At 63.7% G+C, this 18,154-nt stretch carries 18 protein-coding genes and 1 tRNA gene; 11 read left to right on the plus strand and 8 right to left on the minus strand.

Going from position 1 to position 18,154, the window contains the following annotated elements:
- Positions 1–15: 15 nt before the first annotated feature.
- From B3E94_RS01460 to B3E94_RS01470, 3 genes are all read left to right on the plus strand, one after another.
- Positions 16–92, plus strand: a tRNA-Met gene (locus B3E94_RS01460).
- A gap of 258 nt (positions 93–350) precedes the next feature.
- A complete protein-coding gene (mprF, locus tag B3E94_RS01465) occupies positions 351–2,993 on the plus strand; it encodes a bifunctional lysylphosphatidylglycerol flippase/synthetase MprF (RefSeq protein ID WP_286912059.1) in 2,643 nt (880 codons plus the stop codon).
- Positions 2,993–4,285 carry a virulence factor family protein gene (locus tag B3E94_RS01470; protein WP_286912061.1) on the plus strand — a complete coding sequence of 431 codons (1,293 nt, stop codon included), beginning with the start codon at positions 2,993–2,995 and terminating at the stop codon, positions 4,283–4,285. The genes mprF and B3E94_RS01470 overlap by 1 nt, the downstream gene beginning before the upstream one ends.
- Before the next feature lie 113 nt (positions 4,286–4,398).
- Here B3E94_RS01470 and B3E94_RS01475 read toward each other — a convergent pair whose 3' ends face one another.
- On the minus strand, positions 4,399–6,297 hold the full coding sequence (locus tag B3E94_RS01475; RefSeq protein WP_176511578.1) for a potassium transporter Kup: 1,899 nt from the start codon (positions 6,295–6,297) through the stop codon (positions 4,399–4,401).
- Between the two features lie 234 nt (positions 6,298–6,531).
- Between B3E94_RS01475 and rimO the strand changes: the two genes are divergently transcribed.
- From rimO to tsaA, 5 genes are all read left to right on the plus strand, one after another.
- The gene (rimO, locus tag B3E94_RS01480; protein ID WP_176511577.1) at positions 6,532–7,863 is read left to right on the plus strand and encodes a 30S ribosomal protein S12 methylthiotransferase RimO; all 1,332 of its coding nucleotides are present in this window, start codon (positions 6,532–6,534) and stop codon (positions 7,861–7,863) included.
- An 88-nt stretch (positions 7,864–7,951) separates the two neighbouring features.
- Positions 7,952–8,401, plus strand: coding sequence for a GNAT family N-acetyltransferase (locus B3E94_RS01485; protein ID WP_176511576.1), 450 nt, complete (start codon positions 7,952–7,954; stop codon positions 8,399–8,401).
- A gap of 127 nt (positions 8,402–8,528) precedes the next feature.
- The gene (locus B3E94_RS01490) at positions 8,529–9,239 is read left to right on the plus strand and encodes an rRNA pseudouridine synthase (protein ID WP_176511575.1); all 711 of its coding nucleotides are present in this window, start codon (positions 8,529–8,531) and stop codon (positions 9,237–9,239) included.
- 46 nt (positions 9,240–9,285) lie between these two features.
- On the plus strand, positions 9,286–9,747 hold the full coding sequence (locus B3E94_RS01495; protein ID WP_176511574.1) for a DUF1456 family protein: 462 nt from the start codon (positions 9,286–9,288) through the stop codon (positions 9,745–9,747).
- A gap of 6 nt (positions 9,748–9,753) precedes the next feature.
- Positions 9,754–10,449: a tRNA (N6-threonylcarbamoyladenosine(37)-N6)-methyltransferase TrmO gene (gene tsaA / locus B3E94_RS01500; protein WP_286912063.1), complete on the plus strand. Its 696-nt coding sequence runs from the start codon at positions 9,754–9,756 to the stop codon at positions 10,447–10,449.
- 67 nt (positions 10,450–10,516) lie between these two features.
- On the opposite strand, the gene fpr is transcribed toward tsaA, so the two are convergent.
- Entirely contained in the window at positions 10,517–11,296 is a 780-nt protein-coding gene (fpr, locus tag B3E94_RS01505; protein WP_023381933.1) for a ferredoxin-NADP reductase, read from the minus strand.
- A 118-nt stretch (positions 11,297–11,414) separates the two neighbouring features.
- Here fpr and finR point away from each other — a divergent pair, with 118 nt between their 5' ends.
- Positions 11,415–12,341: a LysR family transcriptional regulator FinR gene (gene finR, locus B3E94_RS01510; protein WP_176511572.1), complete on the plus strand. Its 927-nt coding sequence runs from the start codon at positions 11,415–11,417 to the stop codon at positions 12,339–12,341.
- Here the strand turns inward: finR and B3E94_RS01515 are convergent.
- From B3E94_RS01515 to B3E94_RS01525, 3 genes are all read right to left on the minus strand, one after another.
- The gene (locus B3E94_RS01515; protein ID WP_008094698.1) at positions 12,338–12,700 is read right to left on the minus strand and encodes a diacylglycerol kinase; all 363 of its coding nucleotides are present in this window, start codon (positions 12,698–12,700) and stop codon (positions 12,338–12,340) included. The genes finR and B3E94_RS01515 overlap by 4 nt on opposite strands.
- A gap of 73 nt (positions 12,701–12,773) precedes the next feature.
- Positions 12,774–13,424 carry a response regulator transcription factor ErdR gene (gene erdR / locus B3E94_RS01520; protein WP_176511571.1) on the minus strand — a complete coding sequence of 217 codons (651 nt, stop codon included), beginning with the start codon at positions 13,422–13,424 and terminating at the stop codon, positions 12,774–12,776.
- A gap of 179 nt (positions 13,425–13,603) precedes the next feature.
- Positions 13,604–14,314: a tRNA-uridine aminocarboxypropyltransferase gene (locus B3E94_RS01525; RefSeq protein WP_286912064.1), complete on the minus strand. Its 711-nt coding sequence runs from the start codon at positions 14,312–14,314 to the stop codon at positions 13,604–13,606.
- 223 nt (positions 14,315–14,537) lie between these two features.
- Here B3E94_RS01525 and B3E94_RS01530 point away from each other — a divergent pair, with 223 nt between their 5' ends.
- Positions 14,538–14,957, plus strand: a complete 420-nt coding sequence (locus B3E94_RS01530; protein WP_176511569.1) for a quorum-sensing-regulated virulence factor family protein — start codon at positions 14,538–14,540, stop codon at positions 14,955–14,957.
- On the opposite strand, the gene B3E94_RS01535 is transcribed toward B3E94_RS01530, so the two are convergent.
- Entirely contained in the window at positions 14,958–15,164 is a 207-nt protein-coding gene (locus B3E94_RS01535) for a hypothetical protein (RefSeq protein ID WP_286912065.1), read from the minus strand.
- Between the two features lie 303 nt (positions 15,165–15,467).
- Between B3E94_RS01535 and B3E94_RS01540 the strand changes: the two genes are divergently transcribed.
- Positions 15,468–16,586 (plus strand): LOG family protein, encoded by a 1,119-nt coding sequence (locus B3E94_RS01540; protein ID WP_286912067.1) that lies wholly within the window; start codon positions 15,468–15,470, stop codon positions 16,584–16,586.
- A gap of 6 nt (positions 16,587–16,592) precedes the next feature.
- Here the strand turns inward: B3E94_RS01540 and recX are convergent, their stop codons facing one another.
- Together recX and recA are read right to left on the minus strand one after the other, a co-directional pair.
- Positions 16,593–17,060, minus strand: a complete 468-nt coding sequence (gene recX / locus B3E94_RS01545) for a recombination regulator RecX (protein WP_176511566.1) — start codon at positions 17,058–17,060, stop codon at positions 16,593–16,595.
- A 22-nt stretch (positions 17,061–17,082) separates the two neighbouring features.
- Positions 17,083–18,150: a recombinase RecA gene (gene recA, locus B3E94_RS01550; protein WP_176511565.1), complete on the minus strand. Its 1,068-nt coding sequence runs from the start codon at positions 18,148–18,150 to the stop codon at positions 17,083–17,085.
- Positions 18,151–18,154 lie beyond the last annotated feature (4 nt).

The raw sequence follows: 18,154 nt of genomic DNA on the forward strand, positions 1-18,154 counted from the left end.
AATGCGCCCCTCTGACGCGGGATGGAGCAGCCTGGTAGCTCGTCGGGCTCATAACCCGAAGGTCGTCGGTTCAAATCCGGCTCCCGCAACCATATTCGTCAGAACAAACCCCGCCTGTGTAACAGCAGCGCGGGGTTTGTTGCATTTCATCGGCTAAAAACGTCACCCCCTCCCCTTTTGCCGCCCGGCAACCCGCAGGTTTGAGATACCTCCTTCAGGATGAACTATGTTTAACCGTGCCGGACGCCTGCAAGTAACATTGCCGGAGTAATATCTGGATACGTTTTCCAAAGGGACTTCCACTTGGCCGCACCTTTCCCCCACCTCGCGCTATACGCACGAGGTAACCCATGACCTCTCATAACCCAGAACCCCAGGTTCCACTGGCCGCCGCATTGCCCACCGCCGCCCAACGTCTGCCCTGGCTCGAACGCTTGAGTCGCTATCGCCAGCCAATCGGGCTGGGCGTGACCCTGTTGCTGTTCGGCATGGCGCTGATCGCCTGTCGCCACCTGTTGAGCGAGCTGGACATCTATGCGCTGCACGATGCCATGCTCAGCGTGCCGGCCCAGTCCCTGCTCGGTGCCTTCTTGGCAACGGTGGTCGGCTTCGTGATCCTGCTGGGTTATGAATGGTCGGCAAGCCGCTATGCCGCCGTGAAGCTGCCGGCGCGCACGCTGCTGCTGGGCGGTTTCAGCGCATTCGCCATTGGCAATGCCATCGGCCTGTCGATGTTGTCGGGCGGCTCGGTGCGCTATCGCCTGTATGCCCGCCAAGGCCTGGGCGCCGCTGAAGTCGCACGCATGACGGTGTTTGCCAGCCTGTCGCTGGGCTGTGCCCTGCCGCCGCTGGCTGCGCTCGCCACCCTGAGCAACTTGCCAGCCGCCTCGACCGCCTTGCACCTGCCCGCCAGCGTGCTGGCCGCGATTGCCACCGCGGTGCTGGCGCTGACCGTGGTGCTGGTCATCGGTTTGTACCGGCGCCGCCTGGCGGAACAGCCGCTGGCAGACAGCCTGTTGGTGCAACTTGGCCGGCGCACCCTGCGCCTGCCTGGCGCCCGCCTGGCTGCATTGCAGCTGCTGATTACCGCCCTGGACGTCGCGGCCGCCGCCACCGTGCTCTACCTGCTGCTGCCAGAAGCGCCGCCGTTCGGCGCCTTCGTACTGGTCTACCTGCTGGCCCTGGCGGCCGGCGTGCTGAGCCATGTGCCCGGCGGCGTCGGGGTGTTCGAGGCCATTTTGCTGGCGGCCTTCGCCGACCAGCTCGGCGCCGCGCCCCTGGCGGCGGCTCTGCTGCTGTACCGCCTGATCTACGTGGTGCTGCCGCTGCTGGTAGCGTGCGTGCTGTTGCTGGCCAACGAGGCGCGCCGCCTGCTGTTCGCCCAGCAGGCAATCAAGGCTGCGTCCGGGCTGGCGGCGCCGATCCTGGCCATTCTGGTGTTCCTCTCCGGGGTGGTCCTGCTGTTCTCCGGTGCCACCCCGGAGATCGATACCCGCCTTGAGCACATGGGCTTTTTGGTGCCGCACCGGTTGATCGACGCCTCGCACTTCGGCGCCAGCCTGATCGGCGTACTCTGCCTGCTGCTGGCCCAGGGCCTGCGCCGACGCCTGTCGGCCGCCTGGCTGCTGACCACGGTGCTGCTGCTGATGGGCGCAGTGCTGTCGCTGCTCAAGGGCTTCGACTGGGAAGAAGCCACGCTGCTGACCGCCACCGCCGCCCTGCTGGCGCTGTTCCGCCGGTCGTTCTATCGCCCGAGCCGCCTGTTGGAGCTGCCCTTCTCGCCCATCTACCTGGTGGCCAGCGCCTGCGTGGTCGGTGCCTCGGTGTGGCTGCTGCTGTTCGCCTACCAGGACGTGCCCTACAGCCATCAATTGTGGTGGCAGTTCACCCTGGATGCCGATGCCCCGCGCGGCTTGCGAGCAGCCATGGGCAGCGCCGTCCTGCTGGTGATCGTCGCCCTGACCTGGCTGTTGCGCACCGCCCGCCCGACCATCCACCTGCCCGACGCCGAAGAACTGCAGCGTGCCAACCGCATCGTGCTGGCCTCCGACCAACCGGACGGTGGCCTGGCATTGACCGGCGACAAGGCCCTGCTGTTCCACCCCAGCGACAATGCCTTCCTGATGTACGCCCGCCGTGGCCGTAGCCTGGTGGCGTTGTACGACCCGATCGGCCCCGCCCAGGAGCGTGCCGAGATGATCTGGCAGTTCCGCGACCTGTGCGACCTGCACCACGCCCGCCCGGTGTTCTACCAGGTGCGCGCGGAGAACCTGCCGTTCTACATGGACATCGGCCTGACCGCGCTGAAGCTGGGCGAGGAAGCCCGCGTCGACCTGCGCCGCTTCGACATCGAAGCCAAGGGCAAGGAGATGAAAGACCTGCGCTACACCTGGAACCGCGGCGGGCGTGACGGCCTGAGCCTGGAAATCCACGAACCCGGGCATGCGCCGCTGGCGGAGCTTAAGGAAATTTCCGACGCCTGGCTCGGTGGCAAGAACGTACGCGAGAAGGGCTTCTCGCTGGGGCGCTTCAGCCCCGAGTACCTGCAGCACTTCCGGATCGCCCTGATTCGTTTCCAGGGCCGCCCGGTGGCGTTTGCCAACCTGCTGGAAACCCATGGCAACGAACTGGCCAGCCTCGACCTGATGCGCGCGCATCCCGAGGCGCCCAAGCTGACCATGGAATTCATGATGGTTGGCCTGATCCTGCATTACAAAAGCCATGACTATGGCCGCTTCAGCCTGGGCATGGTCCCGCTTTCCGGGCTGCAACCTCGGCGTGGCGCGCCTTTGACCCAACGCTTGGGCTCGATGGTGTTCCGCCGTGGCGAGCAGCTTTACAACTTCCAGGGCCTGCGGCGCTTCAAGGACAAGTTCCAGCCGGACTGGGAACCCCGTTACATGGCCGTGCCGGCCGGGCTCGACCCGCTGGTTGCACTGGCTGATACTGCCGCCCTGATCGCTGGCGGCTTGACTGGATTGGTGAAACGTTGATGATCCGACGCTATTGGCTGTACGTACTGATACCCCTGTTGCTGGCTGCCCTGGCCGGTGCCGCGGCGTTCTGGGTGTGGACCCGCCCGGCTCCGGAAGCACGCCTGGAGCAACTGACCCTCGATGACACCAGCATGACCCGCGTCACCCCCGGCGTGCATGCCAAGGCCCGGGTCGCCATCGGCGTGCCCCAGGACCAGGCACTGACCGACAAACAGCTGCTGGACCTGAGCCAGGCCGGTGAAGCCCAGCTGGTGCAGGTGATCCTGCCGCCTGGCGACTGCAGCAAGCAGCAGCAGGCCATGGACCAGGCGCTGACCCAGCTGTCCGACAAGCCGACCCTGGTAGCCGGTATCGGCCCAGGTGCATCCCAGGCCTGGCGCTGGCTGGCCGCGCAGACCGACGACAAGGCCAAGGCCATTTCGGTGGACTTCAACATCGAACAGCCCGGCTGCCCTGCGGCGCTGCCCAAGGCGGCGGCCCACGGCCACTGGAACGTTGCCTGGAACGACAACCCGGATGACGCCAGCGCCGCCTTCGTGCGCGATCAGGCCAATGCCGAAACCAGCATCAGCGACTACGACATCCACCTGCCGCAGGTGCTCAAGGCGCAGCTGACCCAGGCCCTGGTCGGCCATGACGGCAACGCCCTGGCCATACCGGTGGTGGAAGTGCCGGCCGGGCAAACCACCGACACCGTCACCCTGTTTCTGTCCGGCGACGGCGGCTGGCGCGACCTGGACCGCGACGTGGCCGGCGAGATGGCCAAGCTTGGCTACCCGGTGGTGGGCATCGACACCCTGCGTTACTACTGGCAGCACAAGACCCCCGAGCAAAGCGCCGCCGACCTGTCTGAGCTGATGCAGCACTACCGGCAGAAGTGGGGCACCAAGCGTTTCGTGCTGACCGGCTACTCGTTCGGCGCCGACGTGCTGCCGGCGATCTACAACCGCCTGCCCGCCGAAGACCAGCAACGCATCGACGCGGTGATGCTGCTGGCCTTTGCCCGCAGCGGCAGTTTCGAGATCGAGGTGGAAGGCTGGTTGGGCAAGGAAGGCCAGGAAGCACCGACCGGGCCGGAAATGGCCAAGCTGCCGGCGTCCAAGGTGGTGTGCGTGTACGGCGTGGAAGAGACCGACGAGAGCGGCTGCACCGACAAGACAGCCGTGGGCGAGCGCATGAAGCTGCCGGGTGGGCATCACTTTGACGAGAACTACCCGCAACTGGCCAAGCGCTTGATCGACGAGATCGAGACGCGCCAGGGAAAATCCAGCGTCGCTGACAAGAACTGAAGGTATATGGGGGCTGCGGTGCAGCCCCATCGCCGGCAAGCCGGCTCCCACAAATAGACCTGTAGGAGCGGCCTTGTGTCGCGAAAGGGCTGCAAAGCAGCCCCCGCACTCACTCAAATCTCGACCTGCGTCCCCAGCTCGATCACCCGGTTGAGCGGCAGGTTGAAGAAGCGCAAGTTGCCGTTGGCGTTCTTCAACAGAAACGCGAACAAGTTCCCCCGCCAGCGCGACATCCCCTCCAACCGCGAGGCAATCACCGTTTCCCGGCTCAGGAAGTAGGTGGTACGCATCGGGCTGAAATCCAGCTCGTCCAGGTGGCACAGCTTCAGCGCCGCCGGCACGTCCGGCTCATCCATGAAGCCAAAGTGCAGCAATACGCGGAAGAACCCGTCACCATACGACTCCACCTCGAAACGCTCCTGCTCCGGCACCCGCGGCCGGTCTTCGCTGACCACCGTCAGCAACACCACCTGGCTGTGCAGCACCTGGTTGTGCAGCATGTTGTGCAGCAGCGCATGGGGCACGGCATCGGGCCGCGCCGTCAGGAACACCGCGGTCCCTTCGACCCGGTGCGGCGGCTGCACGCGAATGCTGCTGATGAACACCGGCAGCGGCAGCCCGCCTTCATCGATACGCTCGACCAAAATCTGCTTGCCACGCTTCCAGGTACTCATCAGCAGGAACAACACGCCCCCTGCCAGCACCGGGAAGGCACCGCCCTGGACGATCTTCGGCACGTTGGCGGCGAAGAACAGCCCATCGACCAGCAAAAAGCCCACCAACACCGGCACGGCGAGCAGCGGCGGCCATTTCCACAGCAGCAGCATCACCGCCGAAACCAGGATGGTGGTCATCAGCATGGTGCCGGTCACCGCCACGCCATAGGCCGCAGCCAGCGCACCGGACGATTCGAAACCGATCACCAGCAGCACCACGCCGACCATCAGCGTCCAGTTCACCGCACCGATGTAGATCTGCCCCTGCTCGTCGCTGGAGGTGTGCTGGATCTGCATGCGCGGGATGTAACCGAGCTGGATGGCCTGGCGGGTCAGGGAGAAGGCCCCGGAAATCACCGCCTGCGAGGCAATCACCGTGGCCATGGTCGCCAGCCCCACCAACGGCAGCAGGGCCCAGCCCGGTGCCAGCAGGTAGAACGGGTTGCGCGCGGCGTCAGGGTTCTGCAGCAAGATCGCGCCCTGGCCGAAATAGTTGAGCACCAGCGCCGGTAGCACCAGGGCGAACCAGGCGCGGGCGATCGGCTTGCGGCCGAAATGGCCCATGTCGGCGTACAACGCCTCGGCACCGGTCAGCGCCAGCACCACCGCGCCGAGGATGGCCACGCCCATGCCGGGGTGGACCACGAAGAAGTTGACGGCCCAGCCTGGGTTAAATGCCTTGAGCACTTCCGGGCTCTGCGAAATGCCATGCACGCCCAGCGCGGCCAGCACCAGGAACCAGCAGACCATGATCGGGCCGAACGCCTTGCCGATCTTCTCCGTGCCATGCTTTTGCACCAGAAACAGCGCCACCAGCACCACCAGCGAGATCGGCACCACCCAGTGATCGATACCGTCGAACGCCAGGCCCATGCCCTCCACCGCCGACAACACCGACACCGCCGGGGTGATCATGCTGTCGCCGTAGAACAAAGAGGCGCCGATCAACCCGCAGATGACCATCAGCGTACGCAGCCGCGGGTAGGCAGCAGTGGCCCGCCGCGCCAGCGCGGTCAGCGCCATGGTGCCGCCCTCGCCCTGGTTGTCGGCACGCAGGATGAACATCACGTACTTGAACGACACCACCCACAGCAGCGACCAGAGGATCAGCGACAGGATCCCCAGCACCCCGTCATGGTTGACCGGTACGCCATAACCGCCAGTGAACACTTCCTTGAGGGTATACAACGGGCTGGTGCCGATATCGCCATAGACCACCCCAACAGCTGCCACCAGCAGGCTGATCGAGCGTGTCGCCCCCTGCCCGCCCTCGGCGTGACTGCTTGCCTGAACCATCGACCACTCCCGCAAACGGCCCCAACGGCCGGTAGATTTCACCCCTACGCCAGGGCATCAGCGATACCCGGACGCAACGGCGCGAAGCATAGCGCAGCGTTCGTCGCTTTTGTGCTGGTCAATCGACCTTGCGCTCGCTAGAATTGCGCACTTTTTGATCAGAGGCGCCCACAGCGCCCGCCAAGCTCGCCCTGCCACCGGTGGGGCGAACTGCATTCAATACCGAGGTTAGTCATGTCCACCACTCCCGCCACCCCTAAGGTCGGATTCGTCAGCCTCGGCTGCCCGAAGGCTTTGGTCGATTCCGAGCGCATCCTTACCCAACTGCGCATGGAAGGCTATGAAGTCGTGCCCACCTACGAAGACGCCGATGTGGTGGTGGTCAACACCTGCGGCTTCATCGACAGCGCCAAGGCCGAATCGCTGGAAGTGATCGGCGAAGCGATCAAGGAAAACGGCAAGGTCATCGTCACCGGCTGCATGGGTGTCGAGGAAGGCAACATCCGCGATGTGCACCCAAGCGTGCTGTCGGTCAGCGGCCCGCAGCAGTACGAGCAGGTGGTCAACGCCGTGCACGAAGTGGTGCCGCCACGCCAGGACCACAACCCGCTGATCGACCTGGTGCCGCCGCAGGGCGTCAAGCTGACCCCGCGCCACTACGCCTACCTGAAGATTTCCGAAGGCTGCAACCACAGCTGCAGCTTCTGCATCATCCCGTCGATGCGCGGCAAGCTGGTCAGCCGCCCGGTCGGCGAAGTGCTGAGCGAGGCCGAGCGCCTGGTCAAGGCCGGCGTCAAGGAAATCCTGGTGATTTCCCAGGACACCAGCGCCTACGGCGTCGACGTCAAGTACAAGACCGACTTCTGGAACGGCCGCCCGGTCAAGACCCGCATGCTCGAGCTGTGCGAAGCGCTGAGCAGCCTGGGTGCCTGGGTGCGCCTGCACTACGTGTACCCGTACCCGAACGTCGACGACGTGATCCCGCTGATGGCGGCCGGCAAGATCCTGCCGTACCTGGACATCCCGTTCCAGCACGCCAGCCCCAAAGTGCTCAAGTCGATGAAGCGCCCGGCCTTCGAAGACCGCACCCTGGCGCGCATCAAGAACTGGCGCGAACAGTGCCCTGAGTTGGTGATCCGTTCGACCTTCATCGTCGGCTTCCCGGGCGAGACCGAGGAAGACTTCCAGTACCTGCTGGACTGGCTGACCGAAGCCCAGCTCGACCGCGTCGGCTGCTTCCAGTACTCGCCGGTGGAAGGCGCACCGGCCAACGACCTGGGCCTGGACGAAGTCCCGGACGACGTCAAGCAGGACCGCTGGGACCGCTTCATGGCGCACCAGCAGGCGATCAGCGCCGCACGCCTGCAACTGCGCATCGGCAAGGAAATCGAAGTGCTGATCGACGAAGTCGAGGAACAGGGCTCGGTGGGCCGCAGCTTCTTCGATGCGCCGGAGATCGACGGCAGCGTGTTCATCGATGGCGACCATGGCTTCAAGCCGGGCGACAAAGTGCGTTGTCGCGTGGTCGATGCCGACGAATATGACATGTGGGCCGAGCCTGTCTGAGGCCAGCCCCATGTGACCAAGCCCCGCCCACTGGCGGGGCTTTTTTTTGCATCTATGGTTTCCTCAATGGCCCCTGAGGATCACCGGCATGCACATGGCACTGACGCTGCAAACCCCGCACCTGAAGGACTACCCGGAGCTGGTGCAGGTGTGGGAAGACTCGGTGCGCGCCACCCACCATTTCCTGCCCGACGCCTACATCCTGCTGCTGCGCGAGCATGTATTGCGCAGCTACCTGGACGCCGTGATGCTCATCTGCTGCAAGGACCGCCAACGCATCTGCGGCTTTGCCGGGGTCGCCAACGGCCGTGTCGACATGCTGTTCGTCGCCCCCACCTACCGCGGCCGCGGCGTCGGCAAGCGCCTGCTGCGCTATGCCATCCGCGAACTGAACGCCGAAACCCTGGATGTCAACGAACAGAACCCGCAGGCATTGGGCTTCTACCTGCACGAAGGCTTCGAAGTGATCGGCCGTTCGGAAACCGACGGCTTGGGGCAACCCTATCCCTTGCTGCACATGAAGCTCATACCTACATAGGCTTAGGACTTAGGTGTAGGACGCCGTGCAATGTTTCCGAAATGGCGCATTTGACACAGATTCCCATCATCTGGCGGCCACGGGCAGGTACAATGGAGGTCTTTCCCTGCCTTGCGAATCGACCTCCATGTCCGAACCCATCCGCCTGTCCAAACGCCTCATCGAGCAGCTCGGCTGCTCGCGCCGCGAGGCCGAGTTGTATATCGAGGGGGGCTGGGTCACGGTCGATGGCATCGTCGTCGAACAACCGCAGTTCAAGGTGGACGGCCAGCGCGTCGAGCTGCTGCCCGGGGCCAAGGCCGAAACCCTTGAACCGGTGACACTGCTGCTCAACCAGCAAGCCGGCGTCGACAACGAGACGGCCCGCGCCGGCATCAACCTGGGCAACCTCAGCGAAGCCCACCGCGAAGCTGTGCGGCCGCTGCATGGGCACTTCGCCCGCCTGGCCTGCGTTGCGCCGCTGGAACGTGGCGCCAGCGGCTTGCAGGTATTCACCCAGGACTGGCGGGTAACCCGCAAGATCGAGGCCGACCTGCGCAAGCTGGAGCAGGAATACATCATCGAAGTACGCGGCGAAACCACGCCCCAGGCCTTGGAAAGGCTGGCGCGCGGGGCTACCCGCAATGACCGGGAGCTGCCCAAGGCCAAGGCCAGCTGGCAGAACGAAACCCACCTGCGCCTGGCCTTGAAAAACCCGCAACCGGGGCAGATTTCCGAATTGTGCGCCTACCTGCGCCTGGAAGTGCGCAGCATGCGCCGCATTCGCCTGGGTGGCGTGCCCATGGGCAAGCTGCCCCTGGGGCAATGGCGTTACCTGGCCAGCACCGAACGTTTCTAAGCAATACGCCGCGCCACGGCGCGGCTCTGAACAGGATTCTGTAGCAATGAACCACAACGATGTCCTGCGCAGCCTGCGCTACATGCTCAAGGTGAACGACGCCAAGATGGCCGAAATCATCGCGCTGTCCGGCCTCGAGGTTAACCCGGTGGTGCTCGCCACCTACCTGAAGAAAGAAGACGAGGCAGGCTTCGTGCGCTGCCCCGAGCGGGTCATGGCGCACTTCCTCGACGGGTTGGTGATCCACCGCCGGGGCAAGGACGACAGCCGCCCACAACAGCCGGTGGAGCTGCCGGTGACCAACAACACCATTCTCAAGAAGCTGCGGGTGGCCTTCGAGCTGAAGGAAGAGGACCTGCACGTGATCCTCAAGTCGGTCAACTTCCCGGTGTCCAAACCTGAACTGAGCGCGCTGTTTCGCAAGGTCGGCCATGACAACTACCGCCCTTGCGGCGACCAGCTGCTGCGCAACTTCCTCAAGGGCCTGACCCTGCGGGTGCGCGGCTAGGTGGTCATGCAACATACGGTTTCGCCGGTCGGCATCCTGCGCTCCTGCTTCAAGGAGAAGTTCGCCATCCCGCGCCAGCCACAGCTGGCACCAGCGGCGCGCGGGGTGTTGGAATTGCTGCCACCGTTCGACCAGGGCGATGCCGTGGAGGGTCTCGAACAGGTCAGCCATGTGTGGCTGCTGTTCCTGTTCCACCAGGCCCTGGAAGAAAAGCCCCGCCTGAAGGTGCGCCCTCCGCGCCTGGGCGGTAACAAGAGCATGGGCGTGTTCGCTACCCGCGCGACCCACCGGCCCAACGGCATCGGCCAGTCGGTGGTGCGCCTGGAGGGTGTGGAGCCGGGGCGGCTGCTGCTGTCCGGGATCGACCTGCTCGATGGCACGCCGGTGCTCGACATCAAGCCCTATGTGCCCTACGCCGACAGCATCGCCGGGGCCACCAACCTGATGGCCAGCGCCGCGCCACAGGCGATTGCCGTGCAATGGCATGACGACGCCCTGCCCCAGGCCAGGGCCCATGCACTGCGCCTGGGCGAGCCGCTGGTGGAGCTGATCGAACAATGCCTGGCCCAGGACCCACGGCCGGCCTACCAGGTGCCTGCACCTGAGCGGGTGTATGGGGTGAAGTTCTGGGATGTGCAGGTACGCTGGCAGTATCCGCAGGCCGACGTGATTCGGGTGCTGGAAGTGGTACGCGACAGCTGAGGTTCGCTGAATGCCGGGCAATAAAAAACGCAGGCCATGGCCTGCGTTTTTTATTGCTGCTATCGCCTTATTTCTCGACGAAAGCACGCTCGATCAGGTAGTCGCCTGGCTCGCGCATGCGCGGCGAAATCTTCAGGCCGAAGCTGTCGAGCACTTCGCTGGTTTCATCGAGCATGCTCGGGCTGCCGCAGATCATCGCACGGTCGTCCTGCGGGTTGATCGGTGGCAGGCCAATGTCGCTGAACAGCTTGCCGCTGCGCATCAGGTCGGTCAAGCGGCCCTGGTTCTCGAACGGCTCGCGGGTCACGGTCGGGTAGTAGATCAGCTTGTCACGTACCGCCTCGCCGAAGAACTCGTTCTGCGGCAGGTGCTCGGTGATGAACTCGCGGTAGGCCACTTCGTTCACGTAACGCACGCCGTGTACCAGGATCACCTTCTCGAAACGCTCGTAGGTTTCCGGGTCCTGGATGACGCTCATGAACGGCGCCAGGCCAGTGCCGGTGCTCAGCAGGTAGAGGTGCTTGCCCGGGTTCAGGTCGTCGAGCACCAGCGTGCCGGTAGGCTTCTTGCTGATGATGATCTCGTCGCCTTCCTTCAGGTGCTGCAGCTGGGAGGTCAGCGGGCCGTCCGGCACCTTGATGCTGAAGAACTCCAGGTGCTCTTCCCAGTTCGGCGACGCGATGGAATAGGCGCGCATGAGCGGACGGCCATTGTCCTGTTGCAGGCCGATCATCACGAACTGACCGTTCTCGAAGCGCAGGCCCGGGTCGCGGGTGCACTTGAAGCTGAACAGGGTGTCGTTCCAGTGATGCACACTGAGGACACGTTCGTGGTTCATGTTGCTCATCTATGGGGCTCCTGAAGAAAAACGCAGCGCGCAAGACGCGCAGTTGCGCGATAGTTTAGGGGCAGCGACAATATCTGTTAACTGAATTATCAAGATATGTGTTATCGGTTATATAGATATGCGATTCACACTTCGTCAGCTTCAGGTCTTCGTTGCCGTGGCCCAGCACCAAAGCGTCTCTCGAGCCGCCAGCGTGCTGGCTTTGTCGCAATCGGCCGCCAGTACTTCAATCACTGAACTCGAGCGCCAATCGAGCTGCCAGCTGTTCGACCGCGCGGGCAAACGCCTGGCCCTCAACGCCCTTGGCCATCAGTTGCTGCCCCAGGCGGTTGCCTTGCTCGACCAGGCCAAGGAAATAGAAGACTTGCTCAACGGCAAGTCGGGGTTCGGCTCGCTGGCGGTGGGCGCCACGCTGACCATCGGCAACTACCTGGCCACCCTGCTGATCGGCAGCTTCATGCAGGTGCACCCGGAAAGCCAGGTGAAGCTGCACGTGCAGAACACAGCCCATATCGTGCACCAGGTGGCGCAGTACGAAATTGATCTGGGTCTAATCGAGGGTGACTGCAACCACCCGGACCTGGAGGTGCAGCCCTGGGTCGAAGATGAGCTGGTGGTGTTCTGTGCGCCGCAGCACCCGCTCGCCAAACTGGGCCGGGCCGATGTTGAGAGTTTGTCGCGTGAGGACTGGATCTTGCGCGAGCAGGGCTCCGGCACGCGCCTGACCTTCGATCAGGCCATGCGCCATCATCGCGCCAACCTGAACATCCGCCTGGAGCTGGAACACACCGAGGCGATCAAGCGCGCCGTGGAGTCGGGCCTGGGCATCAGCTGCATCTCGCGCATGGCCCTTCGCGACGCCTTCCGCCGTGGCAGCCTGGTGCCGGTGGAAACGCCGGAGCTGGACTTGATGCGCCAGTTCTACTTCATCTGGCACAAGCAGAAATACCAGACCTCGGCCATGCGCGAGTTTCTCGAGCTATGCCGCAACTTCACCGCGGGCTTTACCCGCAGTGATGAAATCGTGTTGCCGCCGATCGCTTAGAGCAGGATCACGCCCCACACCAGCGCAACCATGGTCAGCGCCACCAGCTGCGCGGCGCTGCCCATGTCCTTGGCATTCTTGGACAACGGGTGGCGCTCCAGGGAGATGCGGTCGATGGCCGCTTCCACCGCAGAGTTGAACAGCTCGACGATCAGGCCCAGCAGGCACACCGCGATCATGATCGCCCGCTCCGCACGGCTGACCGGCAGCCAGAAGGCGATCGGAATCAGCAGCACATTGAGCAGCACCAGCTGGCGGAAGGCGGCTTCACCCTTGAAGGCGGCGCGCAGGCCGTCCAGCGAGTAGCCGGCGGCGTTGAAGATACGTTTGAGGCCGGTCTGGCCTTTGAATGGCGACATGTGAGTCACTTCACAGATAAAAGGCCAGCAGACTAGACCGGCTCGGGTCAAAAAAGCGTGAAGACGCAAGGCCTCAGTTGCTCGCAACCGATTCAAGTTGTTGCAGAAGCAATGCCGCCTGGGTCCGGGTGCGCACGCCAAGCTTGCGGAAAATTGCCGTCACGTGGGCCTTGATGGTCGCTTCCGACACACTCAGCTCATAGGCGATCTGCTTGTTCAGCAAGCCTTCGCAGACCATGGTCAGCACGCGGAACTGCTGCGGCGTGAGGCTGGCCAGGCCTTCGCTGGCGGCCTTGGCCTCGGCCGACACGTCAACCTTCTCGAACGCCTGCGGTGGCCACCAGACGTCGCCGTCGAGCACCTTGCGCACGGCATCCTGGATGACTTCCAGGCCGCTGGACTTGGGAATGAAACCACTGGCGCCGAACTCGCGCGACTTGACCACCACTGCGGCCTCTTCCTGGGCCGAGACCATCACCACCGGAATCTGCGGGTACTGCCCGCGCAGCAGGACCAGCCCGGAGAAACCGTAGGCGCCCGGCATGTTCAGGTCGAGCAGGACCAGGTCCCAATCGGACTTTTCGCTCAGGCGGGTTTCCAGTTCGGCAATGCTCGCCACCTCGACCAGGCGCACATCCGCGCCCAGGGCGAGGGTAACGGCCTGGCGCAGAGCGCCACGAAACAGCGGGTGGTCATCGGCTATCAGGATTTCGTAAGTGGCCATCGATGTATGGATCCTGTTCTGTGCAGGCGCATGCGGGGTAGTGATAGCGCCTGGCGGGGAATCGGCGCCAAGGATGCCGAGCACGGTCGGGGGTGGTCAAGCCAATCGCCCAGCCGTCTCGCCCACCCTGGCTGCCAGCTCCGTCATTATGAACCAAAGCGGGGCGCCTGCCCCTTGGACTATAGGAAGGTATGCAAACGCTGGTGGACATCGTCCTGCTCATCCAGCGGCAGGCCACGCTTGCCACTGAGGTAATGCAGGCTGAACACATCCAGGTAGGCATCCAGGGCCTGCGAGGCCTGGCTGTCGCCCGCCAGCTCCAGGCACATGGCTGCGACTTCCGCCGTGCAGAAATGATCGTCCCGCTTGGAGCGGCGCAAGCGGTAGCGCGACATCTGCTCGGCTTGCAGGCTCAACACCGGGAAGCGATCCAGGTACGGGCTCTTGCGGAACATCTTGCGCGCTTCGGTCCAGGTGGCATCGAGCAGGATGAACAGCGGGCGCTTGCCCGGTACACGCTGCACCTCGCTCACCACGCGTTCCTGGGCGACGAATTCACCTGGGAAGACGATGTAGGGTTGCCACTGCGGGTCTTCGAGCAGCGCCAGCAGGTTTTCGTCCACGGACGTGCGTAACCAGCCGAAGGCCGAGGTGTCCTCGATCAGGTCGGCAATCAGCCAGCCGGTGTTGGTGGGCTTCAATGGCTCGGTGTCATGCATCAGCAGGCACACCCCCGAGTCGGCCTGCACCCGCGGCTTCCAGGCACACAGGCAATGGCTGGCGATGACCCGACATGCAGGGCAGCGCTCGGCACGTGAGCCGCGCGCGATGAACGGTTTGATGCTGCGCGCCAGGCGTTCGGCGCGCAGGCGCGCTACCGCATGGCTCATGCTGGCAAGCCTCTGACAAGGTTGTGACTGGACACTGCGAAAACTCGGGCTGAACAAAGCGCCAGTCTACCAGAGCGGGCGTCATTTGCCGTGCAGCAGCACGGCCGGCTCCCTTATAATCTGCGCTTTGGCGGTTGCCAGTCTGCCAGTGCCGTTGCGGTTTTCATGGAACGCCGGGCACCTGCGCATGTCAAAGCGCCAGTCATCGAACCAGGAGAGATTCATGCTGCGTCTTATCGCCCCGGCCCTGAGCCTGTTGCTCGCACTGCCACTCGCCGCCCAGGCAGCGTCCAAGCAGGAGTTCGAGTTGAACAAGATGCTGCAGAAAGTTGCCCAGGAGAGCAGTGTCGGCACCCCACGCGCCATCAACGAAGACATCCTCGACCAGGGCTACACCGTCGAAGGCAAGGCCCTGATCAACCACCTGAGCGTGCGCGCCGAGCATGCCGCGCGCATGCAGGCGAACCCGGCACAGGTGCGCAGCCAACTCGGCGACAGCGTGTGCCGCAACAGCGGTTTTCGTAACCTGATGTCCAAGGGCGCGGTGATGGTCTACCGCTTCACCGTCTACAAGACCAACCAGCCGGTCATGGACCAGGCGTTCGACGCTGCCAGCTGCTCGGCTGGCAACAAGAGGAAGTGATCAGGTAATAACCTGCACACCTTCTGCGCGCCGAGCTTCTTCATCGGCGCGCATTTCCGCCAGCAGCGCCTGCAAGTAGCGTGACTGGCACTCCAGCGTTGCCAACCTGCGACGGCACTCCTCCTCCAGGCTCACATGGTGATCCTGCGCTGCATTCTCCAGTTGCTCATACAGCTCCCGGTCCACTTCGATGACCAAGCGATGCATAGGCCACCTCCCGCATCGACACGTTTCGCTTCTCCAGTTAACCAAACCCTTGGCAACCATGGCCGAGCTCCGACGAGTGGCCCTGGCCGCGCTGGCGGCAGGAACCGGCGCGAAGGTCTAGATTGATAGCGTAGAGCGACAAAACAACAAGAAGATGGACTGACACCCTGCATCACGGCCTGAAGGCCAACTGCAATGCTCGGGATGCACACTCGGGCCAGAGCAGCCAGCGACACACGCAGTGTCGCGGCCGAGCCACGCCATCGGCTCGGTCAGAGGTTTTGCTGCAGAAGGAGACGTTGAATGCCTTATCAATCCAATGAACATCTGTTCAATCACTTCAGGGACAGCGGCATCGACCTGAGCAAGGTCGACGAACAACTGCAACTGGTCGCACCCGACAGCCCCAACCTGGCGCTGTACCGCGACATGATGCTGACCATCCTGCGCATGGCCCACGACGACAGTGACCGCTGGAGCGCCAAGATCACCCTGCAGGCGCTTCGCGAGCTGGACCATTCTTTCCGCGCCTTGCAGCGCTACAAGGGCCGGCGCAAGGTCACTGTGTTCGGCTCGGCGCGCACGCCGATCGAACACCCGATGTATGCACTGGCGCGCGAGCTGGGGGCGACCCTGGCACGCTCCGACCTGATGGTCATTACCGGTGCCGGCGGCGGCATCATGGCCGCCGCCCACGAAGGCGCCGGCAGCGAGCACAGCCTGGGCTTCAACATCACCCTGCCCTTCGAGCAGCATGCCAACCCGACGGTGGACGGTACCGACAAGTTGTTGCCGTTCCACTTCTTCTTCATTCGCAAGCTGTTCTTCGTCAAGGAAGCCGACGCGCTGGTACTTTGCCCAGGCGGTTTCGGCACGCTCGACGAGGCACTGGAAGTGCTGACATTGATCCAGACCGGCAAGAGCCCGCTGGTACCGGTAGTGCTGCTGGACTCACCCGGCGGCACATTCTGGCGCGATTGCCTGGACTTCATCAGCCGCCAACTGCAGGAAAACCGCTACATCCTGCCCACCGACCTGAAGCTGCTGCGCCTGGTCTACAGTGCCGACGAAGCGGTGGAGGAGATCAACCAGTTCTACAGCAACTACCACTCCAGCCGCTGGCTGAAAAACCAATTCGTGATTCGCATGCACCACCGGCTCAGCGACGCCGCGCTGTTCGAGATCCAGGAAGGTTTCGCCGATTTGCGCCTGAGCGGCAAGTATCACCAGCACGCAGACAGTGGCGCAGAGCATGAGACAGGTAATTACAACCACCTGACTCGCCTGACCTTTGCCTTCAATGGCCGCGACCAAGGCCGCCTGCGCGAGCTGGTGGATTTCATCAACCTGCCGGAGAACTGGGCAAAGCCACAGCCCATGCACACCACCCAGCGGGCGCGGGAGGCGTTGAAGGTCAGCTAGAAGGTTTCAGTCGTACAAGTCCCGGCCGCTGAGCAGGCGGCCGATCATGTCCATGGCAAACCCACGGTAAGCAAGAAACCGGGTCTGCTGGGCACGGCTGCGGGGGTCTTGTGGGCGCTGGCCAGCATATTTGCGCTGCCAGGCCTCCTGTAACCGCTCGGCCCAGTCCACACCGCTGTCACGCAGTGCCTGGTCGATGTCGCCACGGTTCAGGCCACGCTGGCCGAGCTCCTCACGAATACGTGCGGGGCCATAGCCGGCATTGGAACGGTATCGGATGAAGCTTTCGAGATAGCGGGCTTCGCTAAGCAGCCCTTCTTCGGCAAGCCGATCGAGCTCAGGCTCGATCAGCTCATCCGAAGCGCCGCGCTGACGCAGTTTGCGCGTCAGCTCGACGCGACCATGCTCGCGGCGCGCGAGCAGGTCCATGGCGGTCCGCCGAATGGCGACGGGGGTGTCGAGTACGACGGCCATACCAGCAGCCTACAAACGCGGATCAATAACCGGTTTCGGCATCAGCCATGTCGTCGGCATCGGCTTCAGCAGCAGCGGTCTTGCCGGCAGCGGCAACAGCACCCGAGTTGAGCAGCTTCTCGCGGATCTGCTTCTCGATCTCGGTACCGATGGCCGGGTTTTCTTGCAGGTACTTGGCGGCGTTAGCCTTGCCCTGGCCGATCTTGTTGCCCTGGTAGCTGTACCAGGCACCGGACTTCTCCACCAGCCCTTGGGATACGCCCAGGTCGATGATTTCGCCGTTACGGTAGATACCCTTGCCGTAGAGAATCTGGAACTCGGCCTGACGGAACGGTGGCGAGACCTTGTTCTTGACGATCTTGACGCGGGTTTCGCTGCCCACCACTTCGTCGCCTTCCTTCACCGCGCCAGTACGGCGAATGTCCAGGCGCACCGAGGCGTAGAACTTCAGCGCGTTACCGCCGGTGGTGGTTTCCGGGCTACCGAACATCACACCGATCTTCATGCGGATCTGGTTGATGAAGATGACCAGGCAGTTGGCGTTCTTGATGTTACCGGTGATCTTGCGCAGCGCCTGGGACATCAGACGGGCCTGCAGGCCGACGTGCATGTCGCCCATCTCGCCTTCGATTTCGGCCTTGGGTACCAGGGCAGCCACGGAGTCGACGATGATCACGTCAACGGCGTTGGAACGCACCAGCATGTCGGTGATTTCCAGGGCCTGCTCACCGGTATCCGGCTGCGAGACCAGCAGGTCGTCGACGTTGACGCCCAGTTTGCCGGCGTATTCAGGGTCGAGGGCGTGCTCGGCGTCGACGAAGGCGCAGGTGGCGCCATTCTTCTGGGCCTCGGCGATGACCGACAGGGTCAGCGTGGTCTTACCCGACGATTCCGGGCCATAGATTTCGACGATACGGCCTTTTGGCAGGCCGCCGATGCCGAGGGCGATGTCCAGGCCCAGCGAGCCGGTCGAGATGGCCGGGATACCCTGGCGCTCGTGATCGCCCATGCGCATGACAGCGCCTTTGCCGAATTGGCGTTCGATCTGACCCAGGGCCGCAGCCAAGGCGCGCTTCTTGTTGTCGTCCATTGAA

Origin of the sequence: Pseudomonas sp. UBA6315 (assembly GCF_002438125.1) — a bacterium.
GTDB lineage: Bacteria > Pseudomonadota > Gammaproteobacteria > Pseudomonadales > Pseudomonadaceae > Aquipseudomonas > Aquipseudomonas faucium.

Bases quoted from the DNA above. Each gene is read 5' to 3' on its own strand.
- B3E94_RS01495 (WP_176511574.1), top strand. From the start codon at position 9,286: ATGAACCACAACGATGTCCTGCGCAGCCTGCGCTACATGCTCAAGGTG.
- recX (WP_176511566.1), bottom strand. From the start codon at position 17,060: ATGGCCGTCGTACTCGACACCCCCGTCGCCATTCGGCGGACCGCCATG.
- mprF (WP_286912059.1), top strand. From the start codon at position 351: ATGACCTCTCATAACCCAGAACCCCAGGTTCCACTGGCCGCCGCATTG.
- B3E94_RS01530 (WP_176511569.1), top strand. From the start codon at position 14,538: ATGCTGCGTCTTATCGCCCCGGCCCTGAGCCTGTTGCTCGCACTGCCA.
- B3E94_RS01470 (WP_286912061.1), top strand. From the start codon at position 2,993: ATGATCCGACGCTATTGGCTGTACGTACTGATACCCCTGTTGCTGGCT.
- B3E94_RS01475 (WP_176511578.1), bottom strand. From the start codon at position 6,297: ATGGTTCAGGCAAGCAGTCACGCCGAGGGCGGGCAGGGGGCGACACGC.
- tsaA (WP_286912063.1), top strand. From the start codon at position 9,754: ATGCAACATACGGTTTCGCCGGTCGGCATCCTGCGCTCCTGCTTCAAG.
- rimO (WP_176511577.1), top strand. From the start codon at position 6,532: ATGTCCACCACTCCCGCCACCCCTAAGGTCGGATTCGTCAGCCTCGGC.
- B3E94_RS01535 (WP_286912065.1), bottom strand. From the start codon at position 15,164: ATGCATCGCTTGGTCATCGAAGTGGACCGGGAGCTGTATGAGCAACTG.
- B3E94_RS01525 (WP_286912064.1), bottom strand. From the start codon at position 14,314: ATGAGCCATGCGGTAGCGCGCCTGCGCGCCGAACGCCTGGCGCGCAGC.
- fpr (WP_023381933.1), bottom strand. From the start codon at position 11,296: ATGAGCAACATGAACCACGAACGTGTCCTCAGTGTGCATCACTGGAAC.
- erdR (WP_176511571.1), bottom strand. From the start codon at position 13,424: ATGGCCACTTACGAAATCCTGATAGCCGATGACCACCCGCTGTTTCGT.
- B3E94_RS01490 (WP_176511575.1), top strand. From the start codon at position 8,529: ATGTCCGAACCCATCCGCCTGTCCAAACGCCTCATCGAGCAGCTCGGC.
- B3E94_RS01485 (WP_176511576.1), top strand. From the start codon at position 7,952: ATGCACATGGCACTGACGCTGCAAACCCCGCACCTGAAGGACTACCCG.
- finR (WP_176511572.1), top strand. From the start codon at position 11,415: ATGCGATTCACACTTCGTCAGCTTCAGGTCTTCGTTGCCGTGGCCCAG.
- B3E94_RS01540 (WP_286912067.1), top strand. From the start codon at position 15,468: ATGCCTTATCAATCCAATGAACATCTGTTCAATCACTTCAGGGACAGC.
- recA (WP_176511565.1), bottom strand. From the start codon at position 18,150: ATGGACGACAACAAGAAGCGCGCCTTGGCTGCGGCCCTGGGTCAGATC.
- B3E94_RS01515 (WP_008094698.1), bottom strand. From the start codon at position 12,700: ATGTCGCCATTCAAAGGCCAGACCGGCCTCAAACGTATCTTCAACGCC.